This window comes from Mycobacterium lehmannii, from assembly GCF_001499925.1.
Taxonomy (GTDB): Bacteria; Actinomycetota; Actinomycetes; order Mycobacteriales; family Mycobacteriaceae; genus Mycobacterium; species Mycobacterium lehmannii.
The window spans coordinates 392696-414549 of sequence record NZ_LQIR01000001.1 but is presented as its reverse complement, the minus strand read 5'-3'; the positions used below and the strand labels follow the sequence as shown (position 1 = coordinate 414549).

Here is a 21854-nt window from a genome sequence, read left to right as displayed (position 1 = left end):
GTGACGCGGGTTCTGTTGGTCACCAACGACTTTCCGCCGCGGCGCGGTGGCATCCAGTCCTATCTGCAGGAGTTGGTCGACCACCTCGAGGCCGAAGGGCGGCACACGCTGACGGTGTACGCGCCGAAATGGAAGGGTTCCGACGCGTTCGACCGGGACGCGTCGTATCGAGTCGTGCGGCACCCGACCACCCTCATGCTGCCCGAACCGTCGGTGAGCGGCCGGATGCGGCGCCTCATCGAGCAGACCGGGGCCGAGACGGTTTGGTTCGGCGCCGCGGCTCCGCTGGCGCTGATGGCGCCGCTGGCCCGCGACGCGGGCGCACGCCGGGTGATCGCCAGTACGCACGGTCACGAGGTCGGCTGGTCCATGTTGCCCCTGGCTCGAACCGCGCTGCGGCGCATCGGATCCGCCACCGATGCGGTCACCTACGTCAGCCAGTACACCCGGCGCCGATTCGCCTCGGCGTTCGGGCCACGGGCCGCGCTCGAACACCTACCGCCGGGGGTCGACACGGACCGGTTCACGCCCGACGAGGTCGCGCGAGCCGAACTGCGCGCCCGCTACCGGCTCGGCAACCGCCCCGTCGTCGTATGCCTGTCGCGACTGGTTCCGCGCAAGGGGCAGGACATGCTGATTCGGGCGATGCCCGCGATCCGGCAGCGCGTGCCCGATGCGGCGCTGGTGATCGTCGGCGGCGGGCCCTACCGGTCGACCCTGCACAAGCTGGCGCACAGCTTCGGGGTGGCCGACGACGTCGTCTTCACCGACGCCGTCCCCGGCGACGAGTTGCCCGCACACCACGCCATGGCCGACGTGTTCGCAATGCCGTGCCGGACCCGCGGCGCCGGGCTGGACGTCGAGGGACTGGGCATCGTTTATCTCGAGGCGTCGGCGGCCGGTGTTCCGGTCGTGGCGGGCCGGTCGGGTGGTGCGCCGGAGACCGTGCGGGACGGCGAGACCGGCGTGGTGGTCGACGGCTGGGACGTCGGCGCGATAGCGGCGGCTGTCAGCGACCTGCTGGCCGATCCCGACCGTGCCGTGCGGATGGGCGCGGCGGGTCGGCGCTGGGTGGTCGAGAACTGGCAGTGGCACACCCACGCGAGGCGACTGTCGAACCTGCTCTACCCCGAGTAGAGCGCCTCGATGTCGCTGGCGAACTTCTCCGCCACCACCTTGCGCTTGACCTTCATCGTCGGGGTCAACTCACCGCTGTCCTCGGTGAAGTCCACCGGCAGGATGCGGAACTTGCGGATCCCCTCGGCCTTGGACACCGCCTGATTGGCGTCCTTGACGGCGAGGTCGATCTCGGCGACCAGGTCCGGGTCGGTGGCCAGGTCGCCCACCGACGCGTCCGCGTTCTTGCTGTTGCGTTCCTTCCAGCCCTCGATCGCCTCGGGGTCGATGGTGATCAACGCGCCGACGAAGGGTTTGGCGTCGCCGACCGCCATCGCCTGGCTGATCAGCGGGTGTGCACGCAACCGGTCCTCGAGGATTGCCGGGGCGACGTTCTTGCCGCCCGCGGTCACGATGATTTCCTTCTTGCGGCCGATGATGGTCAGGAAGCCGTCGTCGTCGATCGCGCCGAGGTCGCCGGTGTGGAACCAGCCGTCGGAGGAGAAGACGGCCTTGGTCTCCTCCTCGTTCTTCCAGTAGCCGTTGAACACAACGCCGCCCCTGACCAGCAACTCGTCATCGTCGTTGATGCGCATGCTGTTGCCTGGCAACGGCGTTCCGACCGAACCGACCTTGACGTTGTCGATCCGGTTGACGGTGATCGCGGCGCTGGTCTCGGTCAAGCCGTAGCCTTCGTAGATCGTCAGCCCCACCCCGCGGTAGAAGTGACCGAGCCGTGCGCCCAGCGGAGCGCCGCCGGAGATGGCGGCGCGGCAGTCGCCGCCCAGCGCCGCCCGTAGTTTGCCGTAGACCAGGCGGTCGAACACCGCGTGCTTGGCGCGCAGCAGCAGGCCGGCCTTGCCGGTGTCCAACGACTTGCTCCACTCGATCGCGGTGTTGACGGCCATCTCGAAGATCCGGCCCTTGCCGTCGTTGTGGGCGTTCTGCTCGGCGGTGTTGTAGACCTTCTCGAACACCCGCGGCACCGACACCACCACGGTCGGCTTGAACACCGCGAACGTCGCCACGAGGTTCTTGATGTCGCTGGTGAAGCCCAACGTGACCTTGTTGGCGAGCGCGGCGAGCGTGATCGCCCTGGCCAGCACGTGCGCGAGCGGCAGGAACACCAGCATGCGCTCGCCCTTGGCCAGCAGCGTCGGGAAGCACTCCTTGGAGCCGCGGATCTCGTAGACCAGGTTGGAGTGGGTGAGCTGACAGCCCTTCGGCTGGCCGGTGGTGCCGGAGGTGTAGATCAGCGTCGCGGGATCGGCGGCCGCCAGACCGGCCATCCGGTCGTCGAGTTGTTTGGCATCGACCGACTTTCCCGCCTCGGCGAGTTCGTCGAGCGCCGACGCGCCCGCGCTCTCGATGCGCAGCACATCGCGCAGCCCGGGCAGTTCGTCCTTGAGGTGCTCGATCCTGTCGGCGTGCGCGTCGGTCTCGACGATCAGCAGCACGGATTCGGAGTCCGAGAGCACGAACTTCACCTGCTCGGGCGAACTGGTCTCATAGATCGGCACGGTGAGCGCACCGGTGGCCAGGATCGCGAAGTCCAGGATGGGCCATTCGTAGCGGGTGGCCGACAGCAGCGCCACGCGGTCGCCCGGTTGCACGCCCCTGGCGATCAGGCCGAGCGCGGCGGAGCGAATCTGGTCGGCGGCCTGCCTGCACGTCACATCTGTCCACGAACCGTCGACGAGGCGCTGGAAGATCACATGGTCGGGATCGTCGCGCTCATGGTCGAACACGGCGGTGACGACGTTGTCGTGCTCCTCCACCGTGAAGGACGCTGGCACACTGAACTCACGCACGGTCTTGGCCTCTCGATGCGGCTGCTCTTGCCGTATCCACCCTAGTCGGCCGGTATCCGGGCGGGCAGGATCGTATGTGAAGCTGGTATGCCATGCACAGCATTCAGATCGCGGACGACACGTTCGTCGCGGCTGACCCCGCCGAGGTCGGCCGCTACATCGCCGAGCCCGCGAGCTGGCGTCGCTGGTGGCCGGACCTGCGGCTGACCGTGGTGGAGGATCGCGGCGACAAGGGCCACCGGTGGACTGTCACCGGGGCGCTCGTCGGGACCATGGAGATCTGGCTGGAACCGGTGCTCGACGGGGTCGTGCTGCACTATTTCCTGCACGCCGAGCCGGCGGGGGTGGCGGCGTGGCAGCTGGCCAAGATGAATCTGGCGAAGATGAACCACCGGCGACGGGTCGCGGGTAAGAACATGGCATTCGAGGTGAAGCAGCGGCTGGAGGCCACGCGCCCGGTGGGTGTTTCGCCGTTGGCCTGAGGCTTCGGCCGCCGACAACAGGGGAGGGTAGATTTTCAACGTGGCGGACAAGACGGCGCAGACCATCTACATCGATGCCGATCCCTCGACGGTCATGGACGTCATCGCGGACATCGGGTCCTATCCGGACTGGGTGGCCGAATACAAGGAGACCGAGGTGCTCGAGGCCGACGCCGAGGGCTATCCCAAGACCGCCCGGCTCGTGCTGGATGCCGCCGTCCTCAAGGACACCATGGTGTTGTCCTACAACTGGCCGCCTGACCGCAAGTCGGTGACGTGGTCGCTGGTGTCGAGCTCCCTGCTGAGGTCGCTGGAAGGCGCATATCGACTGTCGCCCAAGGGATCCGGGACCGATGTCACCTATGAGCTGTCGGTTGATCTGATCATTCCGATGATCGGGCTGTTGAAGCGCAAAGCCGAACGGCGCCTCACCGACACCGCGTTGAAGGACCTCAAGAAACGAGTCGAGGCTGAGTGAGCTGAATGCCCCCGACCCGCCTGTCGCCAAGATCGGCCTGTTCGTCGGTAAGGGCGGGGTCGGCAAGTCGACGTTGGCGACCGCCACCGCCGTGCGTGACGCACGCGCGGGGCTGCGTGTGCTGATCGTCTCGACCGATCAGGCCCACTCCATTGGCGACGTGCTCGGGGTGACCGTGACACCGACCGGCGCGCGCCGGCCCACCCGGGTGTTCACCGACGACGCCGACGCCGGTGGCGGAGCACTGGACGCGCTGGCGTTGGATACGTTGGCCCTGCTCGAAGCGCGGTGGCGCGAGATCGCGGGCCTACTGTCCGACAGGTTCCCCGAGTCCGAATTGGGAAGCGTTGCCCCGGAGGAACTTTCGGCCCTGCCCGGTGTCCAGGAGGTGCTCGGCCTCTACGAGGTGGGCGAACTGGCGGCCTCTGGGGACTGGGACCGGATCGTGGTTGACTGCGCGTCGACCGCCGACGCGCTGCGCATGCTCACTCTGCCCGCGACGTTCGGTTTGTACCTGGAGCGGGCGTGGCCGCGGCACCGGCGGCTGTCCACTGGATTCGACGATCCGCACAGCGCGGCCGTCGTGGCCCTGTTCGAACGCATCAGCGCGGGCACCGACACACTGAGCGCGATGCTCACCGACGGTTCCAAGGTCAGCGCGCATCTGGTGATGACCGCCGAGCGGGTGGTGGCCGCCGAGGCCGCCCGGACGCTGGGTTCGTTGGCGCTGATGGGCGTTTCGGTAGCCGAGCTGATCGTCAACCAGATACTCGTACGAGACGATTCGTTCGAATACCGCAACCTGCCCGAACATCCCGCCTTCGATTGGTACACCGAGCGGATATCCGAACAGCGGGCCGTCCTCGATCAGCTCGACGCGACCATCGGCGATGTGCAACTCGTCCTGGTCCCGCATCTGGCCGGCGAGCCGATAGGGGCGAAGGCGCTCGGTGAGCTGCTGGACTGCGCACGCCGCCGCGACGGGTCGCCCCCGCCCGGTCCGTTGCGCCCGATCGTCGACCGCGAGTCCGGCTCCGGCCTCGAATCGGTGTACCGGTTACGGCTAGAGTTGCCGCAGGTCGACTCCTCGGCGCTAACGCTGGGCCGGGTCGACGACAATCTGATAGTCGGCGCGGGCGGATTGCGGCGCCGGGTCCGATTGGCGTCCGTGTTGCGGCGATGCATCGTCGTGGACGCGCAGCTGCGTGGGAGTGAGTTGATCGTGCGGTTCCGACCGAATCCGGAGGTGTGGCCGAAGTGACGACGCCACACGGCGATCTCGGACCGGAGCTGCGGGCGCTCGCGCAGGCCATCCTGGACCGGCTGGACCCCGCGGTGCGACTGGCCGCGGCGCGCGCGACGACCGGTACGGCGGGCAAGTGTCAGCAGGTCTGGTGCCCGGTGTGTGCGCTTGCTGCCCTGGCCGCGGGCGAACAGCATCCGTTGCTCACCGTCGTCGCCGAGCACAGCGTCGCCCTGCTTGCCGTGGTTCGGGCGATTCTGGAACAGGCAGCAGAAGGCCCGTCGGGGCCGGACACACCTCCGGACGGGCCACCGGACGGCCCGGGCCCGAACGGCTCGGCTCCGCCTCCTGCGCCGGGTCGATATCAGCACATTCCGGTAACTGTCGAGGAGTAGTCTTGCGCGCTGTGGTCGCATCCACAGTGCGTGGGTAAAGTTGGCGCAGAACACCGGCCGGTGTTCGATCACCGGGAGGGCCCATGTGGTATTGGCTGTTCAAGTATATCTTCATGGGACCTCTGCTGACGTTATTGGGACGGCCGAAAGTCGAAGGGCTGGAGCATGTTCCGCCGTCTGGCGCGGCGATCTTGGCGAGTAACCACCTTGCGGTCGCGGACAGTTTCTACAAGCCGCTCGTCGTCAGCCGGCGCATCACATTTCTGGCCAAGGCCGAGTACTTCACCGGCACCGGGCTCAAGGGCTGGTTCCAGCGCTGGTTCTACACCGTCGCCGGTCAGGTGCCGATCGACCGCACCGACGCGGATTCGGCACAGGCCGCACTGACCACCGCAGAACGCATCCTGGGTGAGGGCAAGCTGCTCGGGATGTATCCGGAAGGCACCCGGTCCCCGGACGGGCGGCTTTACAAGGGCAAGACCGGACTGGCGCGGCTCGCGCTGCAAACGGGCGTGCCGGTGATCCCGGTTGCGATGATCGGCACCGACTCGGTCAACCCGCCCGGCAGCAAGATGTGGCGATTCGGCAAGGTCCACGTGAAATTCGGCAAGCCGATGGACTTCACCCGCTTCGAGGGGTTGGCGGGCAACCGCTTCATCGAGCGCGCGGTCATCGACGAGGTGATGTACGAGCTGATGCGGCTGTCGGGTCAGGAGTACGTCGACCTCTACGCCGCCGACGTCAAGGAAGGCAGGGCCGACGACACGGCAAAGCCGTCGGCCCGCATGCCGGAGGTGGCCGCCGGCTGAGCCGGCAATTCAACCGGGCCGGCTGAGGCCGCCTAGTTCACCGCGGGTACCGGCGCCTCGTCGACGACCGGCCTGCTGCGCATCGCCGGCGCCGCCGTCAGCGACCCGGCAACCACGATCATCGCGATCGCCCACCACACATAGGAACCGCCGACTAGCTGTCGCCACAGCGACGCGGCGGTCTCCTGGTGCTCGGGCATCAGCGTGATCGGTGTCCACACCATCAACGCAAAGCCCGCGGCGGCCACCACGCCCAGCGCCGCATGGCGCCTCCGATAGGCCACCAGCGCCGTGACCAGCAGGGTCGGCAGCGCCCACACCCAGTGGTGCGACCACGACACCGGCGACACCACCAACCCGAACATCGCCACGCAGATCAGTGCCAGCACCGGTTCGTCGGCCTTGAGCACGCGTCGCACCGCCCACACGGTGAGCGCCAGCACCGCGAAGCAGGCCGCGGTCCACAACACGAACCGTGGCCCTTCGCTCAGCCCCAGCCGAGCCAGGGCCCCGGCGATGTTCTGGTTGGTGTTCAGCGTCGCCGTGCCGATGCGATCGGTGTTGCGCACGGTCTCGGTCCAGTACTCCAGGGAGTCACGCCAGGCGAACGCCACCCCGATCAGCGTGGCGACGACGGCGGACACCGCGGTGACGACCACCGCGCGAACGTCGCGGCGCAGCACGAAATACAGCAGGAAGACCGCCGGGGTCAGCTTCAGCGCGATGGCCAGACCCAGGAGCATGCCCCGCGGCCAGGGTGTCCTGCGCGGCACGCAGTCGGCGATCACCAACGTCATCAGCACGACGTTGATCTGGCCGAAGTCGAAGTTCGACCGGATGGGCTCCAAATAGACCACCGCTGGGGCGACGATCGCGGCGGCCAGCCACGCCTGCCGCAGCCACGCGGGTTCGGTCGTCACCGACGTCTTCGACCAGACATCGCACCGGTGCAGCACGATCGTCAGCGCGACGATGAGCAGCACCAGCGTGGTCACCGTGATCGCGACGCTTGCCGCTTCCAGCGACAGCAACGCGAACGGCGCGAACACCACGGCGGCAAGTGGGGGATAGGTGAACGGCAGATCGAGGCCGCCCCTGGTGTGGAACATCGCGCCGTCGGCGTAGAGCGGCCTGCCGTCCAGCCAGGCCTGCCCGCCCATCCGGTAGACGTCGACGTCGATGCGGTAGGGCACCCGGCCGAGCACACGCCAGCCCGCCCAGGCCAACGCCGCCAGGGTCAGCAGCTGAAACAGCCGCCAGGCGAGCGTTGGCCCCCAACCAGCCCCGCCGGGCGACCGCCACGTACTCATGTCGCTGACCAGACTATCGGGGTGCCTCGGCGCGTCGGTCGGTATCCCGGGCGCGACACGCGCAGGTCGGCGTAAGTTTTCTGGGTGCTCGCGGACTTACACCTCGTATTCGGCGTCCCGCACGCGCGGGTGCCGCTCATGTACTGCCTGATCGCGTTCATCCTGACGTTCTTCGTCACCCGCACGATCGTGCGGTACATCCGCAGGCATGCCGGCAGCGATGCGCCGCGCAAGTGGTGGCAGCCGCGCAACATCTCTGTTTCCGGCTCTGGGCTGCACATCCACCACGTGGTGATCGGCGTGGTCCTGGTCATGATCTCCGGTGTGACGATGGTGACGTTGAGTGTCGACGGGGGAGTACCCGAATTCACGGCGGCGGCAATCTTTTTCGGAATCGGTGCAGCGCTGGTGCTTGACGAGTTCGCGCTGATCCTGCATTTGCAGGACGTGTACTGGGCCGAGGACGGCCGAACCTCGGTCGATGCGGTGTTCGCCGCCGTCGCCGTCGCAGGCCTGCTGATCCTGGGCTTCAACCCGTTGTCGTTCTTCGACATCGACATCTGGCGCAACGACCACTCGCTGACCGCGCGGGCGGGCGTGATCGTGGCGGCCGTGCTGACCTTGATGCTGGCCGTCATCGTGTTGCTCAAGGGCAAGGTGTGGACCGGGCTGGTGGGGATGTTCGTGACGCCGCTGCTGTTTGTCGGAGCGATCCGGTTGTCGAGGCCGCATGCGCCTTGGGCGCGCTGGCGCTACACGAACCGCCCGCGCAAGATGCATCGGGCGCTGGAGCGCGAGCGCTGGCTGCGGCGCCCGGTGGTCCAGGCCAAACTGTGGCTGCAGGACGCCATCGCGGGTATGCCCAAGTTTCCCGACGACGCCAAGGTCGATGAGCAACTCGACCGCGAGATCCACGCCGCACCCGCCCCGAAGGATCGGTCGGTCGCGGCCGCACCCCAGAAGGAACCCGCGTAGTGCGCTACTTCTACGACACGGAATTCATCGACAACGGGCGCACCATCGACCTGATCTCGATCGGTGTCGCCGCCGAGGACGGTCGCGAGTATTACGCCGTGTCAACCGAATTCGACCCTGACCGGGCAGGCAGCTGGGTCCGCAAGCATGTGTTGCCCAAGCTTCCGCCGCCGTCCTCACAGCTGTGGCGCTCGCGTCGGCAGATCCGCTCGGAGCTGGAGGACTTCTTCGGAATCGACGGAGACGAGCCGATCGAGCTGTGGGCCTGGGTGGGCGCCTACGACCACGTCGTGTTGTGTCAGCTGTGGGGCCCGATGACCGATCTTCCGCCGGCGATACCGCGCTTCACCCGCGAGTTGCGCCAGTTCTGGGAGGAGCGCGGTTCGCCGCGCATGCCCCCGCGCCCGCGCGACGCCCACGATGCATTGGTCGACGCTCGCCACAATTTGCGGCGGTTCCAGTTGATGACCACCGGTGAAGCGCCGGGCCAGCGGTGAAAAGCACATGTCGCGGGCCGTTACCATGAACGGGTGAACTGGACCGTCGACGTACCCATCGAACAGCTGCCCTCGTTGCCGCCGCTGCCCGATGAGCTGCGGCAGCGACTTGACGCCGCGCTCGCCAAGCCCGCGGTGCAGCAGCCGACCTGGGATGTCGAAGCGGCGAAGAACATGCGCACCGTGCTTGAGAGCGTCCCGCCGGTGACGGTGCCCGCCGAAGTGGAACGACTCAAGGACCTGCTGGCCGCCGTGGCCCGCGGCGAGGCGTTCCTGCTGCAGGGCGGCGACTGCGCCGAGACCTTCGTCAACAACACCGAGCCCCACATCCGGGCCAACCTGCGGGCGCTGCTGCAGATGGCCGTGGTGCTGACCTACGGCGCCAGCGTGCCGGTGGTCAAGGTGGCCCGCATCGCAGGCCAGTACGCCAAACCGCGCTCGGCCGACATCGACGCGCTCGGTCTGCGGTCCTACCGCGGCGACATGATCAACGGATTCGCGCCCGACGCCGCTGTGCGTGAGCACGACCCGTCGCGGCTGGTCCGCGCGTACGCCAACGCCAGCGCCGCGATGAACCTGGTACGCGCCCTGACCGGTTCGGGCCTGGCGTCGCTGCACCTGGTGCACGACTGGAACCGCGAGTTCGTCCGCACGTCGCCCGCCGGTGCCCGGTACGAGGCGCTGGCCGGTGAGATCGACCGCGCGCTGACGTTCATGAGCGCGTGCGGGGTCGACAACCGCAACCTGGAGACCGCCGAGATCTACGCGAGCCACGAGGCGTTGGTGCTCGATTATGAGCGCGCGATGCTGCGGCTGTCGGAGACCGAGCAGGGCTCGAAGCTCTACGACCTGTCCGCGCATTACGTGTGGATCGGTGAGCGCACCCGTCAGCTCGACGGCGCCCACATCGCGTTCGCGGAGGTGATTGCGAATCCGATCGGGGTCAAGCTCGGCCCGACCATGACACCGGAGCTGGCCGTCGAGTACGTCGAACGCCTCGACCCGAACAACGAGCCGGGTCGGCTGACGCTGGTCACCCGCATGGGTAACAACAAGGTGCGTGACCTGCTGCCGCCGATCATCGAGAAGGTGCAGGCCACCGGCCATCAGGTGGTTTGGCAGTGCGACCCGATGCACGGCAACACCCACGAGTCCTCGACCGGCTACAAGACCCGCCACTTCGACCGGATCGTCGATGAGGTGCAGGGTTACTTCGAGGTGCACAGGGCGCTGGGCACCCATCCCGGCGGCATCCACGTCGAGATCACCGGCGAGAACGTCACCGAATGCCTCGGTGGGGCGCAGGACATCTCGGACGCCGACCTCGCCGGGCGTTACGAGACGGCGTGCGACCCGCGGTTGAACACCCAGCAGAGCCTGGAGTTGGCGTTCCTGGTCGCGGAGATGCTGCGCGACTAGTCGGACGACGATCAAGCGGCGAGGGACGAGCCGCGTTGAGGAGTCCGACAGTGCAATTAGTCGGACGACGATCAAGCGGCGAGGGACGAGCCGCGTTGAGGGGTCCGACAGTACAACTAGATCAGGCTGGACAGGTTGCTGCCGGTCGTCCACGCAACCGCCGCAACCAGCGCCGTCAGTGTGATCACCGCGATCACCCAGAACAGCAGTGCGCGCCTGGCGCGCTGCCGCGCCCAGTAGAACTCCTCGAGCTCGATTCCGGCGAACCGTCCCGACACCGTTTCGTATTCGGGTTCGGGGGCCTGCCAGTCGTCGCGCGGTAGCGTCCGGGTCGCCTGACGTGGTGCGGGCGGGGCCGCAGCCGCCGGCGGCGCCGCAGGCGGGTGAAGAGGAACCGACGCGTTCTGAGCGGAGTTGCGTGGTGCCGGCACCCGAAACGGCGGGAGGCCGAGTTCGTCGACGATCGCTTCGAGCTCCTCACCCATCTCCCGGGCATCGGCATAGCGCCGGGCCGGATCGCGGGCGGTCGCGCGCAACACCAGCTCGTCGAACTGCGCGGGCACGCCAGCGATCACCGAGCCCGGAGCCGGGACGTCATTGTCCATCCGCTGATACGCCACGGCCAGCGCCGAGTCGCCCGCGAACGGCGTGCGGCCGGTCAGCAGTTCGTAGGTCAAGATGCCCGCCGCGTAGACGTCGCTGCGGGGATCGGCGTCACCGGTGCTGACCTGTTCGGGTGACAGATACGCCGCGGTGCCCAGGATGACGCTGGTCGAGGTGATTTTCGCTTCGGCCACCGCCCGCACCAGTCCGAAGTCGGCGATCTTGACGTCGCCGTCGTCGGAGATCAGCACGTTCTCGGGTTTGACGTCGCGGTGCACCAGGCCTGCGCGGTGTGCTGCGGCCAGCCCGCCGAGAACCGGGCCGAGCACCGCAGCGGCGGCGTGCGGCGGCATCGGCCCACGCTCGCGCAGCAGCTCCCGCAGCGTGCCGCCCTCGACGAGTTCCATCACCAGGAACGGGGGAGGACCGCCCGTGCGTCCGCCGCCCTGGTCGTACACCGCGACCAGACCCGGATCGGTCAACCGCGCCACCGCGCGCGCCTCGCGCTGGAACCTGGTGAGGAACTGAGAGTCGCCCGCATAGCGGCTGTCCATCACCTTCAGCGCGACCGGACGATCCAGCCGCAGATCGAGTCCGCGGTACACGGACGACATGCCCCCGGTCGCGATCATCACGTCGACGCGGTACCGACCGTCGAGCACGGTTCCCAGCAGCGGGTCCGTCCGCGGGTAGGCCTCCACCGGAGACATGTTACGGAGCACGACACCGGCGGCTTGCGGCTCCGGCCGACGGTTAAGAGATTTAGACTCGGTGCGGTGAGCAGTATTCCGGCCTCCGAGGATGTCCTCGATCCCGCCGAGGACGTCTACGACCTACCCACCGTCGCCGAGATGCTCGGTGTCGCGGTGACGAAGGTGCATCAGCAGCTGCGGGACGGCCATCTGATCGGCGTCCGGCGCGACGGGGTCGTCGTGGTTCCGAAAGTGTTCTTCGACGACACCGGCCACGTCGTCAAGAGCCTGCCCGGACTACTCGTCGTGCTGCGCGACGGGGGCTACCACCACACCGAGATCGTTCGGTGGCTGTTCACGCCCGACGCATCCCTGACCATCAGGCGCGACGGCGCGACCGGCGAACTGCCTAATGCTCGGCCCGTTGATGCTCTTCACTCGCATCAGGCCCGTGAGGTGGTGCGCCGGGCCCAGGCGATGGCTTATTGACCGCCCGCGGTCGTGGCCTATTGACCGTCCACGGTCGTGGCTTATTGACCGCCCGTGTTCCTTGCGGCGCGTTCTTCAGCGAGTACCACGCCACCGCGGCGCATGCCAGCGAGAGCAGCACGTGGGGCCACGAGTACATCCCGTGCGCCCCATCGGGTTTCCAGATCACCATGATCCACGTCGACAGGCCCGCGATGATCGCGATCGACCGCCTGCTCTGAGCCAGCGCGGCCACCACGGCCAGCGGCCAGGTGTAGTACCAGGGCAGCGCCGCGGGCACGAGAAGCACCACGATCACCATCACCACCGCGATACCGGTCAGCGCTTCGCGGTCGGTGTGCCGAAACCGCCACCACACGAACGGAAGTGACAGTGCGATGAGCGCGATGCCGATGATCCTGGCGACGTCGAGCACCGCGTAGAAGTTCACCGGCAGGAACAGGCCGCCGACCGCGTTGATCACGTTGGCCGCCGCGGTGGGCAGGGTCAGCCAGTTGATGATCTTCACCGAACCCGCCAGGGCCGTCAGCCAGCCCAGTCCGACGCCCGCGGCCAACGACAGCACGGCGAACACCGCGGTGAAGATCAGCGCCGAGCCCGCCGACGCCGTCACGAATGCCTTGACCGCCGAGACGTCGCGCCTGTTGCGCACGTCCCGCGCCCACACCCAGACCATGAACGGAAGCGCCAGTCCCGCGGTCGCTTTCACCGCGACCGCCGCGGCGATCAGGCTCACGCCCCACAGGTGGCGGCCGGAGAACGTCAACGCGATGCCTGCCATCATCAGGCCGACCATCAGCATCTCGTTGTGCACGCCGCCCATCAGGTGGATGATCACCAGCGGGTTGAGCACGCAGATCCACAGCGCGGTCGCACCGTCGGCGCCGATATGTCTTGCGACGCGCGGCGCGGCCCAGATCAGCAGCGCCAAGCCGGGAAGCATGCCCAGCCGCAACAACATCGTGCCCGCGACGACATCGTTGCCGACCAGCATCGTGACGTACTTGGCGATCAGGATGAAACCCGGCCCGTACGGTGCCGTGGTGGTGGTCCAGATGGGACTGACGTTGTCCAGCAACGAGTTCGGGTTGTCGACGGGCCCGACCGCGTACGGGTCGAGGCCGTCGCGCAGCAGTGCCCCCTGCGCGAGGTAGGAGTAGGTGTCGCGGCTGAACAGCGGGACGCTCAGCAGCAGCGGCGCCAGCCAGATGCCGGTGGTGGCTACCATCGTGTATTCGGTTGCGGTGCGGTCGATCACCCGTCGTCCCAGCCACAGCCACGCCGCCAGCATCAGTGCCACACCGCCCCACAACAGGATCGACGACAGCACCAGGCCGTGCCCGAACCGCAGCCACGACAGGTGCAGCGACTCGAGCAGCGGGTCGTGCAGGCGCGTGCTGCCCGCGCCCAGCCCTCCGGCGGTGATCAACACGGCGCCGAGGAAGCCCAGCCGGGCAGGTTGGGCCTGTGGTGACGTCGCAAACGAGGTCAACCGTGAGAGGTGTGCAGTGAAGCCGGATTTCGACGGCCGTGTTGATGGGGAGGTCGATGGGGAGGTCGTCATCGTTATGCGGTTCGATTCGCGACCAATCGGGCGAGCTCGGACAACCCCGCCTTGGCATGGGCGTCGATGTCGGCGGAGTCGAGGGTGTCGAGCGCGCGGCGGGTGAGCTCGGAGATGCGGTTCTCCACCGCGGCGAGCGCGCCGACGGACTCGATCACTGTGCACAGTTCCTGGACCTGGGCGTCGGAGAGTTTCGACCCGATGGAGGTGCGCAGCAGCTTCGCCGCCGCGGGGTCGGCCTCTTCGGCCAGCTCGACCGCCTCGGCCAACAGCACCGTGCGCTTGCCTGCTCGCAGATCGTCACCGGACGGCTTGCCGGTGACGGCGGGATCGCCGAACACCCCGAGCACGTCGTCGCGTAGCTGGAACGCCACACCGAGGTCGGTGCCGAACTGATGGAAGGCGGCATGGACGTCGGGCCGGTCGGCGGCCGCGGCGGCGCCGAGTTGTAGCGGCCGGGTGATCGTGTACGACGCGGTCTTGTAGATGTTGACCGTCAGCGCCGAAGCCACCGAATCGGCTCCGCTGGCTTCGGCGACGATGTCGAGGTACTGGCCGCCGAGCACCTCGGTGCGGATCGCGCCCCACACCCCGCGGACCCGCACGGCGGCCTCGGTCGACAGGTTCGCCGTGGCGACGACGTCGTCAGCCCAGACCAGGGCCAGGTCGCCGAGCAGGATCGCCGCCGACATGCCGAACTGCTCGGCCGAGCCGTGCCAGCCGTGCGTGCGGTGCCGCTCGGTGAACAGCCGGTGCACGGTCGGCAACCCTCGGCGGGTCGCCGAGGCGTCGATGACATCGTCGTGGACCAATGCGCAGGCGTGCAGCAGCTCGAGCGCCGAACACAACCGCAGGACGTCCGGATTGAGAGGGTCCTCGGGCTGCTCGGCGACCGCCCGCCACCCCCAGTAGGCGAACGCGGGCCGCAGCCGCTTGCCGCCGCGCAGCACGAATTCCTCCAGCGCGGCGGTCATTTCGGCGTAGTCGTCGCCCATGTAGGCGCATTCGCTGCGACGCTGCCGTAGATAGTCCCGCAGCTGATCGGTGACGGCCCCCGCCAACTCGACGGCCGACGGTGCCGTGGCATGCACGCTCAGCGGGCGCCCCTTTCTCTGTGCGACCACCCTGCCCCGAACGCCTTCAGCGTAGAGCCTGCGCTAATCGCGGGCTTCGCCCACTTTCGGCGATTGGTCACGGCTCATGTACGCCAGGGTTCCGATGATGGCCGCCACCACGAAGGAGCCGAGGCCCAGCCAGATCGCGGCACCGGTGAAGGACCGTGCGCTGGGGTCGGTGTAGCGGGCTTGTGCGTTCATGGTGCTGACCACGCCGGGCCGCAACTGCCACTCGACGATCTCGGCCGACACCTGATCACCGTTGGTGGAGGTGACTTCGCCAGGGAACGACACGGTCACCGACACGTCGGCCTCCGAATCGCTGAGCGAGGTGAGGTCGGCGCGCCCCTCGAGGATGACGAGGTCACCCGCCCGGCGCAACGAGAGGTCGACACCGGCGGCGTCGCGGTTCATGTTGGCCAGCTGAGGCAGTTCGGCGAAGGTGAGGTCGGAGAACACCGCCTGAGAGCCGACGTAGTCGTCGCGGCTGTACTCCGAGACCGCCACCTTGTTGGCGAACGGCAGGTTGTTCAGCAGCTGCGGGCCCTTGTCGTCGGCGTTCCGCGGCTTTGCCGCCGCGACGATCTGACCGGACACCCGGTCGTCGGGGGAGACCGTGATCGAGGCCCGCACCCGGACGCAGCCGACGGCGGTCGGAAGCACGACGAGGATCAGCATCACGAGTGCGAGCAGGCGGGTTCTGCTGCTGCGGTGGCGGGCCGGCACGTGGTCATCGTGCCAGACCGAGCCGAGCCGAGGCGTCGGTGACATCAAATCCGTGTCACAGCGGCAATGACCGGCCCAGGATCGCGAAAGCCCGCGGATCGCCCGCGAAATGGTAGCCACGGATGACGTCGGTGAAGCCGAGCCTGCGGTACAGCCGCCACGCCCGGTTCGCCTCACCGTTGATCTCCGGCGTCGACAACAACACGTGGGACTCCTGGCGGTCGGAGAGCAGTCGGCGTGCCAGCGCCTCACCGAGCCCCTGTCCCTGGGCTCGCGGGTGGATGTGCAGTTCGGTGAGCTCGAAGTAGCTCGTCATCAACGCAGCGATGGAGTTGCGGTCGGTGCCGACCCGCTGCAGCCCGGCCACCACCTGCTGCTGCCACCACTGGTCAGGGGCGCCGCAGTAGCCGTAGGCGATGCCGACCATCGGGGCTGAGGTCAGTTCGGCCTCGCCGGCGGGTGCGTCCTCGGAATCGCCGATGGTCACCGCCGCCACGGCCTTCCACCCGGGCCTGCGGGTGTGCTCGAGCCACATCGACGCCCGCTGTGCCTCGGTGCCGCGCGGATAGCGCATCGCGTCGACGTAGACGGCGAGCGCGTCACCGAGCCGGCGCTGCATATCGCTCGGCGACAGATCGATGAGAAATGTCGCCAACTGTGTCTGCCTCTCCGCGTATCGGGGCGGTGTCGTCTCAACCATTATCGAGTGGATCCGCCTGCGCCTCCCACGCGGCGGCGTCCGTCATACAATCGGGCGTCGAACAAGGTGGTACGGCTCAGATCGACCTCGTATCATGACTGTTAGATGCCCGTGAACGCGGGCACACATGACTTTGAACAATGAGATGGCCACGGTGGGCCCCTGGGTTCCGAGGGAGGGACGAATGCCACTCTCCGATCATGAGCAGCGCATGCTCGACCAGATCGAGAGCGCGCTCTATGCCGAGGACCCGAAGTTCGCTTCGAGTGTCCGAGGCGGAACCCTGCGCGCACCCTCGACCCGGCGCCGCCTGCAGGGTGCCGCGCTCTTCGTGCTCGGCCTCGCCATGCTGGTGTCCGGTGTCGCGATACCTGCCACCCAGATCGGTGGCTTCCCGGTGCTCTCGGTACTCGGGTTCATCGTGATGTTCGGCGGTGTGGTGTTCGCGATCACCGGCCCGCGCGTCCCCGGTGGACGCGACCGTTCGGTCGCCGAACCGGGCGCTCCCCGGCAGAAGCGGGGCAAGGGTTCGGGTGGATCGTTTGCCAGCCGCATGGAGGATCGCTTCCGTCGCCGCTTCGACGAATAGGCGCTGACGCGACACAGGGGTAGCCCGCACCGCGGGCTGCCCCTTTTTCGTGTGTCCGACTGCTGACCGCCCCCACTTCACCCCACCGCCTCCCGCGCCGCGTCCACCTGCGCTTTTCTTCACCGTTGCGCTCGACGCCGGGACGTTGTCGCCCTCGCCACGTCGGCTGTGGGGCGAGGGGTGGGGACTCACCAGGAAAATTGACGCGCAAATGGTGGATGGTGGGGGATTGTGGGGTAAAGTGGCGGACAACGGAGCGACCGGGGCTCTGTTGATCGGCAGGGAGGTGGCGAGATGTTTCTCGGCACCTACACGCCGAAGCTCGACGACAAGGGGCGGCTCACGCTGCCCGCCAAGTTCCGCGACGCGCTGGCAGGAGGGTTGATGGTCACCAAAAGCCAAGATCACAGCCTTGCCGTCTACCCGCGCGCCGAGTTCGAGAAGCTGGCCCGACGGGCGTCGCAGGCATCGCGTAGCAACCCGGAAGCACGCGCATTCCTGCGGAACCTGGCCGCGGCCACCGACGAACAGCATCCCGACGCACAAGGCCGAATCACGCTGTCAGCTGATCACCGCCGCTACGCGAACCTCTCGAAGGACTGCGTGGTGATCGGATCGGTCGACTACCTGGAAATCTGGGACTCCACCGCATGGCAGGAGTACCAGCAGACCCACGAAGAAAACTTCTCCGCGGCCACCGATGAAGCTCTGCACGACATCATCTGATTCGGCGGTCGACCGGCACAGGCATCCAGTCCGTGCATCGCGGCCTCTGCCCGAACCGGCCCTGGCGTACTTCCCCGACGTCAGGTCCGCGCTCTCGGACAGGGACCCCGGTGCAGGGATTTCGGGTGGAGGCGAGGGAGACAGGGCGATGGCACGGCGCAGCGGCGACCACGGACATGTGCCGGTCCTGCTGGACCGCTGCGTCGAGCTGCTCACACCCGCACTGACACGGCGCGGTTCCGACGGTGAGGGTGCGGTGCTCGTCGATGCCACCCTCGGAGCCGGCGGGCATGCGGAGCGCTTCCTGACCGAACTGCCCGGTCTGCGGCTGATCGGCTTGGACCGCGACCCCAACGCGTTGTGGATCGCCGGCGAGCGCCTGTCGCGGTTCGGTGACCGGGTGATGCTGGTCCGCACGCGGTACGACGGCATCGGCAGGGTGCTTGGCGACGACCGCTACCGGGCCAGCCATGCCGATGGAATCCTGTTCGACCTCGGCGTGTCCTCGATGCAGCTCGACCGCACCGAACGCGGCTTCTCCTACGCCGCCGACGCGCCACTGGACATGCGGATGGATCCCGACGCGGAACTGACCGCCGCCGAGGTGGTGAACACCTACGACCAGAAATCGCTGACCCGGCTTCTGCGCGAGTTCGGCGAGGAACGTTTCGCGAGCCGGATCGCCGCCCAGCTCATCCGCAGGCGCGCCCGCCAGCCGTTCCGAACCACCGGGGAACTCGTCGAGCTGCTGTACCAGGCGATTCCCGCGCCGGCGCGCCGAACCGGTGGCCACCCGGCGAAGCGCACATTTCAAGCGCTTCGCATCGCGGTCAACGGAGAATTGGACTCGCTGCGCGAGGCGTTGCCTGCGGCGCTGAACGCTCTGGCTCCCGGCGGCCGCATCGTCGTGATGGCCTACCAGTCCCTGGAGGACCGCATCGTCAAGGCGGCCTTCGCCTCCGCAACGGCGTCCAGGACGCCGCCCGGCTTACCGGTGGAACTGCCGGGTCACGAGCCGGAGTTCGTCGCACTGACTCGCGGTGCCGAGCGTGCAGCTCCCGAGGAGATCGAACGGAACCCGCGTAGCGCACCTGTGCGGCTACGAGCACTGGAGAAGGTGGGGGCACCCAGGTGAACGCCAAGCAGGCCAAGCAGACCAAACAGCGCAAACCGGCCAAGCCGGCCAAGCGGGCAAAAGCGGTGCGCAGCGCCGACGAACGACGGCGCACCGGCGCTCAGCGGCGCTCAGCCGACGCGCAGGCGCGCCGCAAGCCGACCCGCGAGCAGCGACCGCAGCGCTCAGCGCCGCAGACCAACCCCATCCCGCGCCCGACCGGCGCACCGAGCAGGCCCAAGAACGCCAGCCAGGCCAAGGCGCGTGCCAAGGCGCGGAAGGCCAAGGCGCCAAAGGTCGTTCGGACACCATTACGCCAGCGCATCATCGTCAAACTGGCCTCGGTGGAGCTCAGCCCGCGGGCGCTGGTGGCCAGGGTGCCGTTCGTGGTGCTGGTGATCGGCGCGCTGGGAGTGGGCCTGGGCACGACGCTGTGGCTGTCCACCGACGCCGCCGAGCGGTCCTATCAACTGGGCAACGCTCGCGAGACGAATCAGGCTCTGCTGCAACAGAAGGAAGCGCTCGAGCGCGACGTGCTCGAGGCGCAGGCCGCCCCGGCGTTGGCAGAAGCGGCACGCGAGCTCGGGATGATCCCGTCCCGCGACACCGCACACCTCGTACAGGACCCGGCCGGTAACTGGGTGGTGGTCGGCACACCCAAGCCGGCGGAGGGCGTTCCGCCACCGCCGCTGAACACACCGCTGCCCGACGCGACCCCGCAGGCGCCCCCACCCGGTCCGCGGCCGCCCGCGCCGCGGGTCGTCGATCCCCGCGAGGTCACCGTCCGGATGCCGACGCGTACGGCGCCCACCCCGAATGTGCCCACCCCGAATGTGCCCGGCGCCGCGGTGCCGCAGGCTATCCCGGCGGCGCCGCAGGCGCTCCCGGGTCAGCCGCCGGTGCCCGGTGCCGCACCGGGGCCGATGGTCCCGCCGGCGGCGCCGATGGCCCCGACCGACGCCCTGCACATCCCGAACCCGCAGGTGCTGCCGGGTCCCGTGCCCGGCGCCGAACAGTTCAGCCCGGCGGTCGTGCCTCCCGCGGTCGTTCCTCCGGCGGGTCCCGGCGCATGAGTCGCGAGCGTCGGCCCCGCAAGGCCGCACCGGCCGCCGGCCCTCAGGAGCGCTCGGCCAAAGCGCGGCGGACGCGCGCTCCGATCACTGAAACCGGGCTGCGCAGTGCCTCTTTCGTGTTCCGGCATCGCGTGGGCAACGCGGCGATCTTCCTCGTCCTGATCGTCGCGGCGGGGCAGCTGTTCCATCTCCAGGTGCCCCGCGCCGACGGATTGCGGGCCGAGGCGGCCAGCCAGCTCAAGGTCACCGACGTCGACAAGGCCGTTCGCGGGGCGATCGTCGACCGCAACAACGACAAGCTGGCCTTCACCATCGAGGCGCGCGCGCTGACCTTCCAGCCGCAGAAGGTCCGCAAGCAGTTGGAGGAGGCCAGGGCGAAAAGCACCGAGGCGCCCGAACCCGACCGCAGGCTGCGCGACATCGCCGCCGAGGTGGCGTTGCGGCTGAACAACAAGCCGGACTCGGCCACCGTGCTCAAGAAGCTCAAGAGCAACGAGACGTTCGTCTATCTCGCCCGCGCGGTCGATCCCGCCATCGCCGAGGCGGTCACCAAGAAGTTCCCCGAGGTCGGTTCGGAGCGCCAGGATTTGCGCCAGTATCCGGGCGGCTCGCTGGCGGCCAACATCGTCGGCGGCATCGACTGGGATGGACACGGGCTGCTGGGGCTGGAGGATTCGCTCGATGCCGTGCTCGCGGGCACCGACGGATCGATCACCTACGATCGCGGGTCCGACGGCGTGGTCATCCCGGGCAGTTACCGCAACCGCCACGACGCGGTCGACGGTTCCACGGTCATGCTGACCATCGACGACGACATCCAGTTCTATGTCCAGCAGCAGGTGCAGCAGGCCAAGAACCTGTCCGGCGCCAAGAATGTCTCTGCGGTCGTCCTCGACGCGAAAACCGCTGAGGTGCTGGCGATGGCGAACGACAACACGTTCGACCCGAGCCAGGACATCGGCAGGCAGGAACACCGCCAGCTGGGCAACCCCTCGGTGTCCTCCCCATATGAACCGGGTTCGGTCAACAAGATCGTCACCGCCGCATCGGTCATCGAGTACGGGCTGTCGCATCCCGACGAGGTCCTGCAGGTGCCGGGGTCGATCCACATGGGCGGGGTCACGGTCGGTGACGCCTGGGAGCACGGGACGATGCCGTACACCACGACGGGCATCTTCGGTAAGTCCTCCAACGTCGGCACGCTGATGCTGGCGCAGCGACTCGGCCCTGAGCGCTTCTTCGAGATGGTCCGCAAGTTCGGTCTCGGTCAGCGGACCGGGGTGGGCCTGCCGGGTGAGAGCGCGGGTCTGGTCCCGCCGATCGACCAGTGGTCGGGCAGCACATTCGCCAACCTGCCCATCGGACAGGGCCTTTCGATGACCCTGCTGCAGATGGCGGGCATGTATCAGACCATCGCCAACGACGGTGTGCGCGTCCCGCCGCGCATCGTCAAGACCACTATCGCTTCCGACGGCACCCGCACCGACGAGCCTCGCCCCGAGGGCATCCGGGTCGTCTCACCGGAAACGGCCAAGACCGTGCGGCACATGTTGCGGGCAACCGTGCAGCGCGACCCGACAGGGGTGCAGCAGGGTACGGGTTCGCAGGCGGCCGTCGAGGGCTACCAGATCTCCGGGAAGACCGGAACCGCACAGCAGATCAACCCGGCCTGCGGCTGCTACTACAGCGACGTCTACTGGATCACGTTCGCAGGCATCGCCACCACCGACGACCCGCGCTACGTCGTCGCCATCATGATGGACCACCCGCAGCGCACGGCCGACGGCCAGCCCGGCACCACGTCGGCGCCGCTGTTTCACAACATCGCCTCCTGGCTGCTGCAGCGCGAGAACGTTCCGCTGTCGCCGGATCCCGACTCGCGGTTGACCCTGGTAGCCGACTGACGAGGGTGCCGGCGGCCCCGATAT

22 protein-coding genes are annotated in these 21854 nt (G+C 68.1%); 15 read left to right on the top strand and 7 right to left on the bottom strand.

Annotated features, from left to right (window positions below):
- Positions 1 to 1137 carry a glycosyltransferase family 4 protein gene (locus tag AU192_RS02025; RefSeq protein ID WP_064394013.1) on the top strand — a complete coding sequence of 379 codons (1137 nt, stop codon included), beginning with the start codon at positions 1 to 3 and terminating at the stop codon, positions 1135 to 1137.
- Here AU192_RS02025 and AU192_RS02020 read toward each other — a convergent pair.
- Positions 1125 to 2927: an AMP-dependent synthetase/ligase gene (locus tag AU192_RS02020; protein ID WP_064394012.1), complete on the bottom strand. Its 1803-nt coding sequence runs from the start codon at positions 2925 to 2927 to the stop codon at positions 1125 to 1127. The genes AU192_RS02025 and AU192_RS02020 overlap by 13 nt on opposite strands.
- Positions 2928 to 3019: 92 nt before the next feature.
- Between AU192_RS02020 and AU192_RS02015 the strand changes: the two genes are divergently transcribed.
- From AU192_RS02015 to AU192_RS01995, 5 genes are all read left to right on the top strand, one after another.
- Entirely contained in the window at positions 3020 to 3409 is a 390-nt protein-coding gene (locus AU192_RS02015; RefSeq protein WP_064394011.1) for a hypothetical protein, read from the top strand.
- 40 nt (positions 3410 to 3449) lie between these two features.
- On the top strand, positions 3450 to 3887 hold the full coding sequence (locus AU192_RS02010; RefSeq protein WP_064394010.1) for an SRPBCC family protein: 438 nt from the start codon (positions 3450 to 3452) through the stop codon (positions 3885 to 3887).
- A 1-nt stretch (position 3888) separates the two neighbouring features.
- Positions 3889 to 5148, top strand: a complete 1260-nt coding sequence (locus AU192_RS02005) for an ArsA family ATPase (protein WP_064394009.1) — start codon at positions 3889 to 3891, stop codon at positions 5146 to 5148.
- Entirely contained in the window at positions 5145 to 5525 is a 381-nt protein-coding gene (locus AU192_RS02000; RefSeq protein ID WP_064394191.1) for a hypothetical protein, read from the top strand. The genes AU192_RS02005 and AU192_RS02000 overlap by 4 nt, the downstream gene beginning before the upstream one ends.
- 83 nt (positions 5526 to 5608) lie before the next feature.
- A complete protein-coding gene (locus AU192_RS01995; protein ID WP_064394008.1) occupies positions 5609 to 6334 on the top strand; it encodes a lysophospholipid acyltransferase family protein in 726 nt (241 codons plus the stop codon).
- Positions 6335 to 6366: 32 nt separating this feature from the next.
- Here AU192_RS01995 and AU192_RS01990 read toward each other — a convergent pair whose 3' ends face one another.
- Positions 6367 to 7644 carry a glycosyltransferase family 87 protein gene (locus tag AU192_RS01990; RefSeq protein ID WP_064394007.1) on the bottom strand — a complete coding sequence of 426 codons (1278 nt, stop codon included), beginning with the start codon at positions 7642 to 7644 and terminating at the stop codon, positions 6367 to 6369.
- 138 nt (positions 7645 to 7782) lie between these two features.
- Here AU192_RS01990 and AU192_RS01985 point away from each other — a divergent pair, with 138 nt between their 5' ends.
- From AU192_RS01985 to AU192_RS01975, 3 genes are read left to right on the top strand one after another with little or no spacing between them, the layout of a single operon-like run.
- Positions 7783 to 8619 carry a hypothetical protein gene (locus AU192_RS01985; RefSeq protein WP_233151309.1) on the top strand — a complete coding sequence of 279 codons (837 nt, stop codon included), beginning with the start codon at positions 7783 to 7785 and terminating at the stop codon, positions 8617 to 8619.
- Positions 8619 to 9116, top strand: coding sequence for a polyadenylate-specific 3'-exoribonuclease AS (locus AU192_RS01980; protein ID WP_064394005.1), 498 nt, complete (start codon positions 8619 to 8621; stop codon positions 9114 to 9116). Before AU192_RS01985 ends, AU192_RS01980 begins: the two co-directional genes overlap by 1 nt.
- Before the next feature lie 33 nt (positions 9117 to 9149).
- On the top strand, positions 9150 to 10535 hold the full coding sequence (locus tag AU192_RS01975; protein WP_064394004.1) for a class II 3-deoxy-7-phosphoheptulonate synthase: 1386 nt from the start codon (positions 9150 to 9152) through the stop codon (positions 10533 to 10535).
- A gap of 116 nt (positions 10536 to 10651) precedes the next feature.
- On the opposite strand, the gene AU192_RS01970 is transcribed toward AU192_RS01975, so the two are convergent.
- On the bottom strand, positions 10652 to 11848 hold the full coding sequence (locus AU192_RS01970) for a protein kinase domain-containing protein (RefSeq protein WP_064394003.1): 1197 nt from the start codon (positions 11846 to 11848) through the stop codon (positions 10652 to 10654).
- Positions 11849 to 11914: 66 nt separating this feature from the next.
- On the opposite strand from AU192_RS01970, the gene AU192_RS01965 reads away from it, so the two are divergent.
- On the top strand, positions 11915 to 12319 hold the full coding sequence (locus AU192_RS01965; protein WP_064394002.1) for an Rv2175c family DNA-binding protein: 405 nt from the start codon (positions 11915 to 11917) through the stop codon (positions 12317 to 12319).
- On the opposite strand, the gene AU192_RS01960 is transcribed toward AU192_RS01965, so the two are convergent.
- From AU192_RS01960 to AU192_RS01945, 4 genes are all read right to left on the bottom strand, one after another.
- On the bottom strand, positions 12240 to 13883 hold the full coding sequence (locus AU192_RS01960) for an alpha-(1->6)-mannopyranosyltransferase A (RefSeq protein ID WP_064394001.1): 1644 nt from the start codon (positions 13881 to 13883) through the stop codon (positions 12240 to 12242). The two genes, AU192_RS01965 and AU192_RS01960, sit on opposite strands and share 80 nt — an antisense overlap.
- A gap of 2 nt (positions 13884 to 13885) precedes the next feature.
- A complete protein-coding gene (gene idsA2, locus AU192_RS01955) occupies positions 13886 to 14974 on the bottom strand; it encodes a bifunctional (2E,6E)-farnesyl/geranyl diphosphate synthase (protein ID WP_064394000.1) in 1089 nt (362 codons plus the stop codon).
- A 66-nt stretch (positions 14975 to 15040) separates the two neighbouring features.
- Positions 15041 to 15769, bottom strand: a complete 729-nt coding sequence (locus AU192_RS01950; RefSeq protein ID WP_109395591.1) for an LppM family (lipo)protein — start codon at positions 15767 to 15769, stop codon at positions 15041 to 15043.
- 10 nt (positions 15770 to 15779) lie between these two features.
- Complete coding sequence (locus tag AU192_RS01945; RefSeq protein WP_064394189.1) at positions 15780 to 16379, bottom strand: GNAT family N-acetyltransferase; 600 nt, start codon at positions 16377 to 16379, stop codon at positions 15780 to 15782.
- Between the two features lie 229 nt (positions 16380 to 16608).
- Here AU192_RS01945 and AU192_RS01940 point away from each other — a divergent pair, with 229 nt between their 5' ends.
- The 5 genes from AU192_RS01940 (at position 16609) to AU192_RS01920 (ending at position 21830) form a co-directional block, all read left to right on the top strand.
- On the top strand, positions 16609 to 17013 hold the full coding sequence (locus AU192_RS01940; protein ID WP_064349958.1) for a DUF3040 domain-containing protein: 405 nt from the start codon (positions 16609 to 16611) through the stop codon (positions 17011 to 17013).
- Positions 17014 to 17307: 294 nt separating this feature from the next.
- Positions 17308 to 17739, top strand: a complete 432-nt coding sequence (gene mraZ / locus AU192_RS01935; protein ID WP_059098924.1) for a division/cell wall cluster transcriptional repressor MraZ — start codon at positions 17308 to 17310, stop codon at positions 17737 to 17739.
- A complete protein-coding gene (rsmH, locus tag AU192_RS01930) occupies positions 17714 to 18874 on the top strand; it encodes a 16S rRNA (cytosine(1402)-N(4))-methyltransferase RsmH (RefSeq protein ID WP_174523513.1) in 1161 nt (386 codons plus the stop codon). Before mraZ ends, rsmH begins: the two co-directional genes overlap by 26 nt.
- Entirely contained in the window at positions 18871 to 19926 is a 1056-nt protein-coding gene (gene ftsL, locus AU192_RS01925) for a cell division protein FtsL (RefSeq protein ID WP_064393998.1), read from the top strand. The genes rsmH and ftsL overlap by 4 nt, the downstream gene beginning before the upstream one ends.
- Entirely contained in the window at positions 19923 to 21830 is a 1908-nt protein-coding gene (locus tag AU192_RS01920) for a peptidoglycan D,D-transpeptidase FtsI family protein (RefSeq protein ID WP_064393997.1), read from the top strand. The genes ftsL and AU192_RS01920 overlap by 4 nt, the downstream gene beginning before the upstream one ends.
- The last annotated feature ends 24 nt before the right edge of the window (positions 21831 to 21854 follow it).

Coding starts and splice junctions, on each gene's coding strand:
- AU192_RS02015 (WP_064394011.1), top strand. CDS start 3,020: ATGCACAGCATTCAGATCGCGGACGACACGTTCGTCGCGGCTGACCCC.
- AU192_RS01995 (WP_064394008.1), top strand. CDS start 5,609: ATGTGGTATTGGCTGTTCAAGTATATCTTCATGGGACCTCTGCTGACG.
- AU192_RS01990 (WP_064394007.1), bottom strand. CDS start 7,644: ATGAGTACGTGGCGGTCGCCCGGCGGGGCTGGTTGGGGGCCAACGCTC.
- AU192_RS01985 (WP_233151309.1), top strand. CDS start 7,783: ATGTACTGCCTGATCGCGTTCATCCTGACGTTCTTCGTCACCCGCACG.
- AU192_RS01970 (WP_064394003.1), bottom strand. CDS start 11,848: ATGTCTCCGGTGGAGGCCTACCCGCGGACGGACCCGCTGCTGGGAACC.
- AU192_RS01960 (WP_064394001.1), bottom strand. CDS start 13,883: ATGACGACCTCCCCATCGACCTCCCCATCAACACGGCCGTCGAAATCC.
- AU192_RS01950 (WP_109395591.1), bottom strand. CDS start 15,769: ATGTCACCGACGCCTCGGCTCGGCTCGGTCTGGCACGATGACCACGTG.
- AU192_RS01940 (WP_064349958.1), top strand. CDS start 16,609: ATGCCACTCTCCGATCATGAGCAGCGCATGCTCGACCAGATCGAGAGC.
- mraZ (WP_059098924.1), top strand. CDS start 17,308: ATGTTTCTCGGCACCTACACGCCGAAGCTCGACGACAAGGGGCGGCTC.
- rsmH (WP_174523513.1), top strand. CDS start 17,714: ATGAAGCTCTGCACGACATCATCTGATTCGGCGGTCGACCGGCACAGG.
- AU192_RS01920 (WP_064393997.1), top strand. CDS start 19,923: ATGAGTCGCGAGCGTCGGCCCCGCAAGGCCGCACCGGCCGCCGGCCCT.